This window comes from Pseudomonas sp. GW821-FHT02A08 (assembly GCF_059422045.1).
Genome location: NZ_JBWKWD010000021.1, coordinates 57,903 through 70,868, shown reverse-complemented (window position 1 = coordinate 70,868; position 12,966 = coordinate 57,903). Strand labels below are relative to the sequence as shown.

Below are 12,966 nucleotides of genomic sequence, written 5' to 3'. Positions count from 1 at the left end.
ATTCGCAGGCAAAAAAAAGCCCGCGGGAGGGCGGGCAAACCGTAGTTTCTTGAATGAGCGAGTGCAATGTACAGGCTTGCGCGAGGGGGTGGGGTGAAGAAAAATTCATGTCGATCAAAACCCCCGCACCAGAGCCTGCGACACCGCTACGGCAAATGATCGGCGGCAAAGTCGGCTTCCGACCGTGCACGTAAACGGCCCTTGCGGCAGGCTTGCTGGAAGCGCTCGAAATCACGCTCGTTCTGCTCGGTATAACCCCGGGCATACTTATAGAGCGCATCGGCCAATGCCTCGCTCTTGCCGATGTAGCCGCTGATCACCGCCGCCTGCCCCGAAGACTTGGCGTGGGCGCGAGCCAAGGCCCGGCCGCAAAGCCGGCCGTAGGCCGCGAAGGCTTCGCCATCGAAGGTCTCGAGTTCGGCCGAGATTTTCATATCGCGCAATTGCCGCACATGGAAATGCCGCCCGCTGGGCCCGGTGGTCCAGCCGAGGAACAGGTCGCTGGCCGATTGCATCAAGCGTTGACCCTCGACCACCCGCTGCCCTTCATGCCGCACCCGCGACCTGGACTTCACATAGCCGGCGAGCACCGAGCGCCGCGCTTCCTTGAATTGCAGGAACAGCGGGAACTGCTGATCGTCGGTCAGCAGCGCCACCAGGCAACGGGTGCCGACACTGCCGACGCCCACCACTTTGAAGGCCATGTCCTGCACGTGAAAACGCGACAGCAGTTCACGGCGGTCCGCTTGCAGGGTGCCGCGATAGTCGCGCATGAAGGTGTCGTAGAGCGGGCGCCAGTCCGAGAGGCGCAACCAGTCATCATCGGCGTCCAGCAGCGTGGTGTTCTTGTGCAGGTGGAAAATTTCCGGCAGGTCATCGCGAATGATCAGACGCCCATGGGCGTCGCGATCACTGATTTTTGGCAGCAGTTCGGCATGGGTGCGACGCTCGGCTTTTTCGATGGCGCGTTCCACGTGTTCCAGGGTGCTTTTGTTGGCCTGCGCCAGCAAGTCGTTATAGCTGATGGATTCGTACCAGGTTTCCAGCGAACTTTGTTCGGCGCATTCGAGCATGGTTTTCTGATAGGCACTCACCACCTCATGGCAGATGCTTTCTTCAACCGACTCGCCATGGCGCAAGTCGCGGGCGGCCACCAGAAAACTCGCCACCAGGCGTTTCAAGTCCCACTCCCACGGCCCGGGATGGGCTTCATCGAAGTCGTTGACGCTGAACAGCAGGTTGCGTTCAGGCGTTGCGAAACCGCCGAAGTTCATCAAGTGGCTATCGCCACAAATCGGCGACACCAGCCCCATGTTCGAGGTGCCCGCCAGGTCGTGGGCCTGCAGCAGCGCATTGCCGCGATAGAAGGTGAACGGTGACACCAGCATGCGCCCGTAGCGCAGCTCCACCAGCGATTTGATGCGTCCCTCACTCGACGCCTTGATCAGCGGTATCGGGTCGCGATCGACATTGCCCAGGGAAGCCTGCGAACTGCGCGAGCACTTCTTGCGCGCATCCTTGCCTTGCTTCAAACGGTCGGTGAGGGTGGTCATGGGGGCCTATTCGACGGGTGTTGTAGGGCGTTTGCGAATGGAGTGTAGAAGGGCTTTGTGGGTTCGTGTTTGCCCGGCGACTGACCTGTCTGGCATCGGCATGTATCGATCCATCTCAAGCCTCTGCTTCGTCGAGTGGCGCGATGTTGTCCAGGGCACTGTTCACCAGCAATTGCGCCAGCACGGCCAGTTGCTGGATTGCCAGGGCGATGTTGCGACGTGAACTCTCAAGATCGCAGGCAAGGTCGGTGCTCATGACGTTGAGCGAGGCGAGGGTTTCGCTGGCGTGGGTGAGCAGGGACGGCGTGTCTATGTCGGGGCGGATGGTGAAGACGTGGCTGACGGGGTCGAGGTGATTGGGGTTGCGCAGGCGGGCGCTGATGGCGGGTTCGGTGGTTTTGGAGAGGTTGGATAAGTCGGGTGTTTCGGTTGTTGAGTCTGGCGGATTAGGGCTTTGCTTTTTCAAAATGGCATTCCTCACACTGTTGAAGAAGCTGCCATCCCCTGCTGTCAAACAGGATTGGGTGGCAGCTATACGCGGGTTGACAGACCGGAAGTGTAAGAACCCGGTGCACCCGAAGGTGCCCCGCGCACAGCCGCCATAATCGTGACTACATGCGTGAAAGCATGTCGCCTGATCTGGGAGGTGTGAAGAGTACACTTTTCAGCCTGTCAAAGCCGATCGCCGGTTTTAGGCGACCCCTGAAGGCTATCGTCGAGAAGCTGCGTCCGCCAGTTCATGAAAGGCGATGCGTTTTGCGGGAAATGTCCTAGGACGTGAGGAAGGCGTCGAGAAGGGCATCCGCTTGGATGCTGAGTCAAATCGATTCGTAGTAATGTCCTGCATGCAATACATTTGATCACCAATGTCACGGAAATCGAACATGGATCAATCTCTTCTGCTATCCCGCCTAGGGCGCCAAATACGTGAAAAGCGTAAGAGTCACGGGTTGACGCAAGCAAGAGTTGCCGAGCTTTCCGGACTGCCACGACAGAAAGTCATTGCCGTGGAACAGGGGACTTCCACCGTTGCCATGGTCGCGTATGCCCGAGTCTTGTGCGCATTGGATTGTGAGCTTTCGGTCATTCCTGCTGCATTGCCGACGCTTGAAGAGCTAGGCGAATTGTTCGAGTGAAACCACCTCATTGACGTGAACGCAACAGCTTACAAATCCGCCAATTTCACCGTGTGCTTGAAATGATGCTCCCAAAGCCTGACCCCCAACCCGCCTGTCCGGTCCAGCGATGACCCCACCGTCAAATCCGTAATCAACGTCGGTTGCAAACCCGCATCAAACAGCGCAAACCCCGCCGCCAGGCAGCAGGTCTCGGTCTGCAGGCCACACACCAGCACGCGTTCGACGTTGAGGCTTCTCAGGTAGTCGATGGTTTCCGGTGTGGGCGCGTAGCCGTGCTTGATAAAGATGCGGTCGGCCGGGATCAGGCTGTCATCGTCCGGCGCGGGGTGCCAGCCGAGCTGTTTTTCGAAGGGAGTTATGGATTCGTCATGGCGCTCGACCGTGGCGACACTGGGCAGGGTGCCGATGAGCGCCTGGATACCGTTGATCAGCCATTGCGGCGGGGCGAAGCCGGGTTGTACGTCGATGATCAGGAGGGCTTGGCGCATGGGCTACTCCGAGGTGATGGCAGTTTTAGGGGCGGCTGTGCACATAACGGCATTGCGCGACTGTCCATGTGACCCTATCGTCAGATTTTACCTGCCACAAAGTGCTTTTGTGAGTTGTGGGCGTACGATGTAACTCACGTTTTCGCTGAATGCCTGGGGGAGCGAACGAAGCGACCGAGCGATGTTGAATTGGAGAAAAGTCATGATTCACAAGCACTACTTGAAAGCCCTGGCGACGCTGCTCATCGCCGCTGGCGTGCAGTGGGTGACGTTACCCGTCTACGCGACCGAGCAGGGTGAACAGCGGCGTGAAGCTCGCGATACCAGGCAGGAAGGGCGATCCACTGCACGGCAAACCAAGGATGAATGCAGAAAGGGCAATGACAAGAGCAACGTGGAATGTCGCCAGGACAAGCGCAGTACCAAGCAGGATACCCGTCGCACGGCCCGGGATATCAAGTACTGATCGTTGGCCCGGGTCCAGCTTCCGACGGTTGCAGGGCTTGCGGTACAGCCAGAAACAACAAAGCCCGCACAAGGCGGGCTTTGTTGGTGTCTCAATTGGTGGAGCCGGGGGGATTTGAACCCCCGTCCGCCAGTACTCCGCTGTCGGTACTACATGCGTAGCCGTGTCTATTAAGTTAACCCTCAGCGACCCGACGGGCAGGGTGCTTTGGGCGAGTTGTGTAAGTTTTAGCCGCTTCGTCCACAACGTACTGCACGGCGATTCTGTTCTATATGACAATCACTTTGGGTTTACAGACATCCCCTGGTGATTGCTGGACCCGAAGGTACCAGAAGCTCAGGGCTAAGGCTGCTTACGCAGCGAGAGCGAATTCCTGGCCGTAGTTATCGTCATTGGCAACTATAAGTAGTTGCAACAGTGGATTTACGAGTTCTGTTACCAACTCGGCATGCACCTAAAGTTTCGCAACCGGCGTCGAATCCTAAACGGCCCCGAGCCTGATGCTCTGTGAATCAATTGAGCAGCAGGCCTGTACAGTGTACGTCATCACGCCCCGGAAGGCCAACCCGAAGGTTGACCGCCACAGATCATGGGGTTGGTTGGGTGCTCTGTCTGTCTGCGAGTGCCAATGCCTGGGTGGCCTCGGTGACGCATTTTTTGTCGTCTCCGGAGGCTTGTGAGGCTTCGGCGCTGGACATCAGCCTTTTGATCTCCATTGAGGTGTTTGTGGAGGTCGCCGGCAGCGCACTGACCTTGCCTTTGAGCTCTTGCAACTTGCTCGTACAAAGGTTGTTGTCCGCAGCAAATACAGGAGAGGCCAGCATTGCAGCTGAAATGAACAGGCCAGCGAGTGTGGTTCGTTTCATGGGTATCTCCTTGAGCTGATGGTCTCGGTGCTGTCGTAGGAGCGGACGGTCAAGCCGAGCCCGAAAAATCAGCCACGATCTGACGGGGCCTACCTCAAAGACTACGATTCAGCGCAAGAATTCGGTTTTTTCAGAAAATGTGCCGAGCTTTTCCAGCGATGGGGGTTACACATTTCCAGACCCCAGATGCAACAAAACCCGCAACTGGCGGGTTTTGGTTTGCTTCGTAGCGGGCGCAGCCGGGCTTTGTGAACTCCCGGCTGCCAGTACTCCGTTGTTGATGTACGTCTGCGCGGCCCGGAAGGCCAACCCGAAGGTTGGCCGTGAACCGGGTTACTTCCCGCCTTTTTTCGAGTCGGTGACGGCCTTGATGATGTCGTTGGTCTCGGCGACGCAATCATCAATGCCTTCCTTGGTGCCTTTTGCCTGGTCGGCCTTGGCTTGCTCGACGGAGGCTTTTACCTGCTCAGTCATTTCCGGAGGAATCTGTGCCTTGCCGTTTTCGATGGTTTGCAGGTTGACCGCGCATAGGTCTTTTTCGGCCGCAAACGAAGTGGAAGCCATGATGGAAGCAGCAACAAACAAACCTAACAGCACAGAACGATTCATGTGTTTCTCCTTGAACTGAAGGACCAGACTTTGCTGGCCATCAAATCGGTCTACCGAGTTTTGGGAAGGTCCCGCATTGGCGGGACTTGATCAGTGGACTGCGGCGGCACATCAGGGTTCTTTTTTCTGCTGTAGAACTGTTGATTCCGGCGAGAAGCATCAAGAGAGGCGCATTAATGTGCCAGCCTTGATGTCCAGATTTCAGGGCTCCCTAGCCTGGGTAACGCGGTCCACCAGATAGACTAGTCCGTGGTAGTCAATGCCGCCATGTTGCGTCAGACCGATCTCACAGGTGCGGCTGGTGGAAATCCCTTCGCTGCACTGTTGCACCGCGTCCTTGAGCGTGCGCAGCGAGTGGGCGTTCAGTTCCGGGGTGGTGAAGCCCTTGTCACCGGCGAAGCCGCAGCAGTGAATGCCTTCGGGAATGATCACGTGTTTGCTGCACTTGCGCGCCAGATCGATCAACGCCTGGCTTTCCCCAAGGTGCTGGGTGCTGCAGGTTACGTGCACGGCGATCGGCGCCTCCTGAGGCGTGAAAGCCAGACGATCCATCAAGTGCGTGCGGATGAAGCGTACCGGGTCGTACAGGTCCAGACGGACCTCGCCGAGGTCTTGAACCAGGCGCAAGGTGCAGGGGCTGGTGTCGCAGTAGATCGGGTCGAGCCCGCCACGGCTGGCGTGGAGCAGGGCGCCGATCAGTTCCTGTCGTTTGTGCTCGGCCTGTTCTGCATAGCCTTTGGAGGCGAATGGCTGGCCGCAGCAAAGGTTGTCCAGGTTGTCCGGGAACACTACCTGGTAGCCGGCCTTTTCCAGCAGGCCTCGGGTCTTGTCGTGCAACGACATTTGCTCCGTATCGCCCGCTGCCGGGCCCATGGCGCGGGATACACAGGCCGCCAGATAGATCACGCGCGGGCGTGCGTCCGTCACCGTCGGGCTGAAGCGAATGGCTTTTTCCGGTTGCGGCATCGCGTTGGTCCATTGCGGGACCTGACCCTTGGACAGGCGCGTCAACGTCGCCGACAACTTCGCCAATCTCGGCGCCCCCAGTAACATCCGCGCGCCATTGGCCACGTGCAGGGTGAAGCGTGCACCTTGCAGAGCCGTGGCGAAGTTTCCTTCAAGCCAGTTGGCGGTTTTCGTATGCGTCGCCTTCCGGCTACGCAGCTTTTTCACCAGCTCGCCGGTATTGATGCCTACAGGGCAGCGTTGTGCGCACAGGCCGGTGGCGGCGCACGTATCGATGCCTTGATAGTCGTAAGCGGCTTCGAGTTCGGACGTATCGATCCCCGCGCGTTTCTTCGCCTGAATGTCGCGCCAGATCACGATGCGCTGGCGCGGGCTCAGGGTCAGTCCTTTCGACGGGCAAACCGGCTCGCAGAAACCGCATTCGATGCACTTGTCCACAATCTCGTCAGCGGCGGGCAAGGGCTTGAGGTGCTTGAGGTGGATCTGTGGATCTTCGCTGAGCACCACGTCCGGGTTGAGAATGCCGTTGGGGTCGAGCAGTCGTTTGAGTTGCCACATCAACTGGTAGGCATCGCTGCCCCATTCCAGTTCAACGAACGGTGCCATGTTGCGCCCGGTGCCGTGTTCGGCTTTCAGCGAACCGCCGAACTCCACCGCCACCAGTTGCGCCACGTCGTCCATGAACGCCTGATAGCGTGCGACTTCTTCCGGGCTGTTGAAGCCTTGGGTGAAGACGAAGTGCAGATTGCCTTCCAGGGCGTGTCCGAAAAGGATCGCTTCGTCGTAGTGATGTTTGTCGAACAGTTCGATCAGGCGGTTGACGCCGATGGCCAGTTGCTCGACCGGGAAGGTGACGTCTTCGATGATGACCGTGGTGCCGGTCTTGCGCACTGCGCCGACGGCCGGGAAGGTGTCTTTGCGGATGGCCCAGAGACGGGCGTTTTCCTGCGGGTCTTCGGTGAAGTCGACCTGCTTTTCCACCGGGAACGCCTTCAGCGACGCCATGATCTGTGCCAGTTGCTCGTGCAGCAAGGTGGACGACGCGGCGCGGGATTCGATCAGCAAGGCGCAGGCATTGTTCGACAGATGCTGTACGAAAGCGGGCATGCCGGGTTTGTCCTGCACCGAGCGCAGGCTGCGTCGGTCCAGCAGTTCCACGGCTGATACCGGTTGGCTTTTCAGCACAGTCACTGCGTTGCAACAGGTTTCCACGTCCGGGAAAACGATCAGCGCCGAGGCCTTGTTCGGATGGTCGATCACCGTGTCGTAGGTCACGGCACTGATGAACCCGAGCGTGCCTTCGGAGCCCACCAGCAAGTGGCTCAAGATATCCACAGGCTCGTCGAAATCCACCAGGGAATTGAGCGACAGGCCGGTGGTATTTTTCAGACGGTATTTGTGGCGAATTTTCGCAGCCAGTTCGGCGTTTGCCCGGGTCTCGCGGCCCAGGATCGCCAAGCGCTCCAGCAGGGCGGCGTGGCTTTGGCGAAATGCCGCGACACTGGCGGCATCTTCAGTATCGAGGCGACTGCCGTCGGCCAGCACCAGACGAATGCCGGCCAGGGTGTGATAGGTGTTTTGCGCCGTGCCGCAGCACATGCCGCTGGCATTGTTGGCGACGATGCCGCCGATCTTGCAGGCGTTGATCGAGGCCGGGTCCGGACCGATCTTGCGGCCGAACGGTGCCAACCAGGCATTGGCCTGGGCGCCGATCACCCCCGGTTGCAGGCGGATTTGCGTGCCTTGGTCGCGGATCTCGCGGCCGTTCCAGTTATCCCCCAGCACGATCAGCACCGAGTTGCTGATGGCTTGCCCGGACAGGCTGGTACCGGCGGCGCGGAAAGTCACCGGCACCTGATCCCGTTGCGCCAGTTGCAGCAGCGCCACCACTTCATCTTCGGATTCGACGCGGATCACCAGTTGTGGAATCAATCGATAGAAGCTGGCGTCGGTGCCGAAAGCCAGGGTCGACAGCGGGTCATCGAAACGTCGCTCTTGGGGAATCAGTAGCTGTGCATCACGCAGGAAAGCGGCCGGTAGACTCATTGGTCCTCCAGGATCAGTACCACCAGGTCCTTCGGACCGTGGGCGCCGTACGCCAGCACTTGCTCGATGTCGGCGGTCTTCGACGGGCCGGATACCAGCAACGCGTTGGTCGGCATGCCCTGGGCCCATTCGAACTCCTGCTGCACCTGATAGAAGTTGTCGCGGATTTCACTGGCCTTGAGCAGGGCGAAATGCACCGGTGGCACCAGGCTCATCAGGCGCGGCTCTTCACGTGTCGGCCAGAGAATCAGGCTGCCCGTGGCAGCGATGGCGCCGAGGGTGGTGGTCAGGCTCGCCGGGGTGTCGTTGAACAGCTCGGCTTTCCATTCTTCAACCGGACGGTCGTAGGCCTTGAGCATTGGCAGGCCGGGATTATTCGCCCAGTGCTGCGTGATCCGTTGACCGTGGGGCGTTGTCGGTGCGATCAGCAGACTCGGCAACTGGCGGTCCCGCAGCAATTGCGCGAGTAGCGTCGGCCACTCTTGGCCGGACGTCAGATGAATTTCCGTGTGCACCGCTTCCATCAACTTGCGCAGTTGCGCAATGCGTTGCTCAGGCGCGTAGGTGTAAGGCTGGGTCACCAGATCGACATCGAAGTTGTCGGCCACCGGCGTGGTGCCTGTCAGGCTTTTGCGCAGTTTGGCGAGGATATTTTGCTTGGTGCTCATCAGCGGTCTCCCTGTTTGGCCAAATGTTCGCGGGCCATGTCATGCAGCGAGCGGGCGGCGGGTTTTGGTGCGCTGTGGTTTTGCGTCCACGGGCCGATGTTGCTCGGCGTGAGGGCGCGCAAACGGGTGGCGAAGAAACCGAACAGGCGATACAGCGTCGGCGAGCTGTTGAGCTTCGCCCAGGCATTCCAGATGAACCGCTCCTTGCGCGAATACTTGCTGCCCTGGCCACGCATCACTTGATTGGGGCTGTCCGGGGCCTTGACGTTTTCTTCCCGCAGGCGTCGCAGCAAAGCAGGGATCGGGATTTTCACCGGACAGACCTCGCCGCAGGCGCCGCACAGCGACGAGGCGCTCGGGTGATCCGGGACTTTCGCCAGGCCGACCATGTGCGGGGTGACGATTTTTCCGATAGGGCCTGGGTAAACCTCCCCATAGGCATGGCCGCCAATTCGGGTGTAGACCGGGCAATGATTCATACAGGCGCCGCAGCGTATGCAGTTCAGGGTCTGGCGCAGTTCGCTGTCGGCAAAGGCCTGGCTGCGGCCGTTGTCGAGCAGTACCAGGTGCACTTCCTGCGGGCCGTCGAGTTCATGCTCCTTGCGTGGGCCGGAGATCATGTTGACGTAGGTGGTGATCGGAATGCCCAGGGCCGAGCGGGTCAGCAGCGACAGCAGTGGCACTACGTCGCGCAGGTTTTCCACGACTTTTTCGATGCCGGTGACGGCGATGTGCACCGGTGGCACCGTGGTGGTCATGCGGCCGTTGCCTTCGTTTTCCACCAGCAGCAAGGTGCCGGTTTCGGCCACGGCGAAGTTGACGCCGGAGACGCCGATGTCCGCTTCGAAGAATTTCTGCCGCAGGACTCTGCGGCCGATCTGAATGAGTTGGTCTACGTCCTTGGTGTATTCCACGCCAAGTTTGTCGTGGAACAAGGACGCGACCTGACCGGCGTTCTTGTGGATTGCCGGCATGATTATGTGTGAAGGCTTCTCGTGGTCGAGCTGGACGATGTACTCGCCCATGTCCGATTCCAGGCATTCAATGCCCTGTTCAGCGAGGAAATGGTTCATCTCCATCTCTTCGCTGACCATCGATTTGCCCTTGATCACTTGCCGCCCCTCGTGAGCGCGGATGATCGAAAGGACGATGCCATTGGCCTCGTCCACCGTTTCCGCCCAGTGCACTGTCACACCGTTGCGGGTCAGGTTCTGTTCCAGTTGCTCGAGCAGGTCGGGCAACCTGGAGAGCGCGCGGGCACGGATTGCATTGCCCAGGGCGCGCAAGTGTTCTCTTTCATGGGCATCGCTGAACGCCGCTGCCCGTTTGCTCATCAGTGAATCCATCGCCTTGCGAAAGTTGCCTCGCAATTGCGCGTCACCCAGCGCGTTGTGGGCGCGGGTGCGGAAATCTTCTTCTATGGCAACCGTAGGAATAATCGTCGAGGTGCTCATTTCGCACCTCCGGTTCGCTGCCAGAGGAAACTGGCCAGATGCTGACCGCGTAACGCTTCCTGCTGTTTTTCCAGCGAGCCGTTGATGTTCATCAAACAGCCGCAGTCGGCACTCAATACCTTGTGCGCTCCGGACTCCTTCAGCGCCCGGGTCTTGTCAGCCACCATCGCGCCGGAAATGTCTGGCATACGGACGCTGAATGTCCCACCAAAGCCACAGCACTCACTTTCGTGATCGTGATTGACCCGCTCCACATTGCTCAACTGCGCCAACAACTCGCGGCCGTGCAGGTGGGTGTTCATTTCACGGCGTGCCGAACACGAGGTGTGCAGCGCCACTTTTACCGGCTCGCCGCTGTCCTTGAGTTGCACCTTGCAGACAAACAACAGGAACTCGGCCAGCTCAAAGGTTCTGGCCGCCAGGGCCTGAACCTGTTTCAACGTGTCCGGCTCGTCCTTGAACAAGTCGGCGTAATGTTCGCGCAGCATGCCCGCACAAGAACCCGACGGCACCACCACCGGATAGTCGCCGGCAAACAGCGCCAGTTGTGAGCGCGCCACGGTCCTTGCCTGTTCGGTGTAACCCGAGGTGTAGGCCGGTTGGCCGCAGCAGCTTTGCCCTTGCGGGTATTCGACACGAATGCCTTCGCGCTCCAGCAGGTGGATCGCATCCATCCCGGCTTCGGGGTAGAACAAATCGACCACGCAGGTCCCGAACAGGTAGACCCGTGACGGTTTTTCGCTGGGGTATTGCCGAGGCTCGGGCAGTGGCGGGGCGACACGGGTCGCATTCGGCACGGCGTTGTAAAAAAGCTCGCTCATCAGGCGGTCTCCGGGTGGTCCCGGTTATACGTCTGGTGAGGCTGCTGAATATAGTGATGGAAGCTTTCAGCAGCCTTACAGACCGGGGTGTGAATAGCGGACGCCGGGGGCGTGGCCCGGCGTCGGTTTTTATCGTGTTGCCTGTAGCCCTTAGTGCACCAGCATGCCGGTGAACCAGTAGGCCTGGGCCAACGTGATCAAGCCGACAATCGTTGCAAAGAATAGGCTGTGCTTGAGGGTGAAGCGGAACAGATCCGATTCTTTACCCACCAGGCCGGTCGCGGCGCAGGCCACGGCGATCGATTGTGGCGAGATCATCTTGCCGGTCACGCCGCCGCTGGTGTTCGCCGCCACCAGCAAGGTGTCGTTGACACCGATCTGATGCGCGGTGGTCGCTTGCAGCGAACTGAACAGGGCGTTGGACGAGGTATCGGAACCGGTGAGGAACACGCCCAGCCAGCCGAGGAACGGTGAGAAGAACGGGAAGGCTGCACCGGTGCCTGCCAACACCAAGGCCATGGTCGAGGACATGCCCGAGTAGTTGGTGACGAAGGCGAACGCCAGCACCATGCCGATGGACAGGATCGGCCAGCGCAGCTCGTAGAAGGTCTCCCTCAAAGTGGTAAGACCAATTTTGAGGTTGATCTTCAGCACCAGCATCGAGATCAGCGCCGAGAAGAAAATCGCCGTGCCGGTGGCGGAAATCGGGTCCAGTTTGAACACTGCCGGTATAGCCGTTGGCGCAGCCACGATCGGCGCGACCTTGATCACCATTTGATCAAGATGCGGGATCGCAAAGTTGAACACGAAGCTATACATCGAACCGCCGGCGGCGAACATCGCCTTGAACGGCTTCAGCGTCCAGATGGTGACCAGTACGGTCAGGATCAGGAACGGCGACCAGGCCTTGAAGATTTCCCCGAGGCTGTAAGGCGAAGCCACGGTGGTGCGCTTCTGGCCGAAGCCACCGACGCTTGCGCTCACCACGGAGGCCGAGACGGCGCCGACGATGTGTTGGCCGGCGGCGCGTTTTGGTTGCCAGACTTTCAGGAACAGGGTCAGGGAAATCAGGCTGGCCAGGGCCGAGGTGATGTCCGGAAGTTCCGGGCCGATGAAGTTCGAGGTGAAGTACTGGGTCACGGCAAAGCTCAAGCCGGCCACCAGGGCTGCCGGCCAGGTTTCCCTCACGCCGCGCAGGCCGTCCATCATGAACACCAGCCAGAACGGCACGAACAGCGACAGCAGCGGCAGTTGGCGGCCGGTCATGGCGCCGATCTTGAACGCGTCGATGCCGGTGACTTGTCCGGCAACGATGATCGGAATACCCAAGGCGCCGAAGGCCACCGGCGCGGTGTTGGCGATCAGGCACAAGCCGGCGGCGTACAGTGGGTTGAAGCCCAGTCCTACAAGGAGTGCGGCGGTAATCGCCACCGGTGCGCCGAAACCGGCGGCACCTTCCAGGAATGCACCGAAGCAGAAGCCGATCAGCAGCACCTGCAGGCGTTGGTCATCGGTGATCGACAGGACCGAACTGCGGATGACTTCAAACTGCCCGCTCTTGACCGTCAGTTTGTAGAGGAACACCGCTGCCACGATGATCCAGGCAATCGGCCACAGGCCATAAGCGAAGCCATACCCGGCGGCGGCGAACGCCATATCGACCGGCATCTGGAAAGCGAAGATCGCCACCAGGATCGACAAAGCCAGGGTAATGCTGCCGGCCACATGCCCTTTGAGGCGGAACACGGCCAAAGCCAGGAAGAAAAACACGATGGGGATGACGGCTGCGAGTGCGGACAGGCCGAGGCTGCCGAGCGGGGTATAGAGCTGTTGCCAGGTTTGCATATGGGGTGGCCCCTAATTGTTGTTGGTCAGGCACTGATCAGCGTT

At 59.6% G+C, this 12,966-nt stretch carries 12 protein-coding genes and 1 other RNA gene; 2 read left to right on the top strand and 11 right to left on the bottom strand.

Translation table 11 applies throughout. From position 1 onward, the window contains the following. Positions 1–146: 146 nt before the first annotated feature. Entirely contained in the window at positions 147–1,553 is a 1,407-nt protein-coding gene (locus AC07W4_RS16345) for a DUF2252 domain-containing protein (protein WP_495033102.1), read from the bottom strand. Positions 1,554–1,668: 115 nt separating this feature from the next. Then, positions 1,669–2,019, bottom strand: coding sequence for a DUF6124 family protein (locus AC07W4_RS16340; protein WP_495033101.1), 351 nt, complete (start codon positions 2,017–2,019; stop codon positions 1,669–1,671). A 418-nt stretch (positions 2,020–2,437) separates the two neighbouring features. Between AC07W4_RS16340 and AC07W4_RS16335 the strand changes: the two genes are divergently transcribed. Beyond that, complete coding sequence (locus AC07W4_RS16335) at positions 2,438–2,689, top strand: helix-turn-helix transcriptional regulator (protein WP_495033100.1); 252 nt, start codon at positions 2,438–2,440, stop codon at positions 2,687–2,689. 29 nt (positions 2,690–2,718) lie between these two features. On the opposite strand, the gene AC07W4_RS16330 is transcribed toward AC07W4_RS16335, so the two are convergent. After that, positions 2,719–3,180 carry an isochorismatase family protein gene (locus tag AC07W4_RS16330; protein ID WP_495033099.1) on the bottom strand — a complete coding sequence of 154 codons (462 nt, stop codon included), beginning with the start codon at positions 3,178–3,180 and terminating at the stop codon, positions 2,719–2,721. 202 nt (positions 3,181–3,382) lie between these two features. On the opposite strand from AC07W4_RS16330, the gene AC07W4_RS16325 reads away from it, so the two are divergent. Further along, complete coding sequence (locus AC07W4_RS16325) at positions 3,383–3,646, top strand: hypothetical protein (RefSeq protein ID WP_495033098.1); 264 nt, start codon at positions 3,383–3,385, stop codon at positions 3,644–3,646. A 96-nt stretch (positions 3,647–3,742) separates the two neighbouring features. On the opposite strand, the gene ssrA is transcribed toward AC07W4_RS16325, so the two are convergent. The 8 genes from ssrA to AC07W4_RS16285 form a co-directional block, all read right to left on the bottom strand. Next, positions 3,743–4,139, bottom strand: a transfer-messenger RNA (tmRNA) gene (ssrA, locus tag AC07W4_RS16320). Between the two features lie 94 nt (positions 4,140–4,233). Then, positions 4,234–4,512 (bottom strand): PA2433 domain-containing protein, encoded by a 279-nt coding sequence (locus AC07W4_RS16315; protein ID WP_008047494.1) that lies wholly within the window; start codon positions 4,510–4,512, stop codon positions 4,234–4,236. 333 nt (positions 4,513–4,845) lie between these two features. After that, entirely contained in the window at positions 4,846–5,121 is a 276-nt protein-coding gene (locus AC07W4_RS16310; RefSeq protein ID WP_008047492.1) for a PA2433 domain-containing protein, read from the bottom strand. A 201-nt stretch (positions 5,122–5,322) separates the two neighbouring features. Next, the gene (locus AC07W4_RS16305) at positions 5,323–8,133 is read right to left on the bottom strand and encodes an FAD-binding and (Fe-S)-binding domain-containing protein (protein WP_495033097.1); all 2,811 of its coding nucleotides are present in this window, start codon (positions 8,131–8,133) and stop codon (positions 5,323–5,325) included. After that, the gene (locus AC07W4_RS16300) at positions 8,130–8,801 is read right to left on the bottom strand and encodes a LutC/YkgG family protein (protein WP_495033096.1); all 672 of its coding nucleotides are present in this window, start codon (positions 8,799–8,801) and stop codon (positions 8,130–8,132) included. The genes AC07W4_RS16305 and AC07W4_RS16300 overlap by 4 nt, the downstream gene beginning before the upstream one ends. Then, positions 8,801–10,255: a LutB/LldF family L-lactate oxidation iron-sulfur protein gene (locus tag AC07W4_RS16295; RefSeq protein ID WP_495033095.1), complete on the bottom strand. Its 1,455-nt coding sequence runs from the start codon at positions 10,253–10,255 to the stop codon at positions 8,801–8,803. The genes AC07W4_RS16300 and AC07W4_RS16295 overlap by 1 nt, the downstream gene beginning before the upstream one ends. Further along, a complete protein-coding gene (locus tag AC07W4_RS16290; protein ID WP_008047478.1) occupies positions 10,252–11,076 on the bottom strand; it encodes a (Fe-S)-binding protein in 825 nt (274 codons plus the stop codon). Before AC07W4_RS16290 ends, AC07W4_RS16295 begins: the two co-directional genes overlap by 4 nt. Positions 11,077–11,226: 150 nt before the next feature. Then, positions 11,227–12,921, bottom strand: coding sequence for a lactate permease LctP family transporter (locus AC07W4_RS16285; RefSeq protein WP_495033094.1), 1,695 nt, complete (start codon positions 12,919–12,921; stop codon positions 11,227–11,229). Positions 12,922–12,966 lie beyond the last annotated feature (45 nt).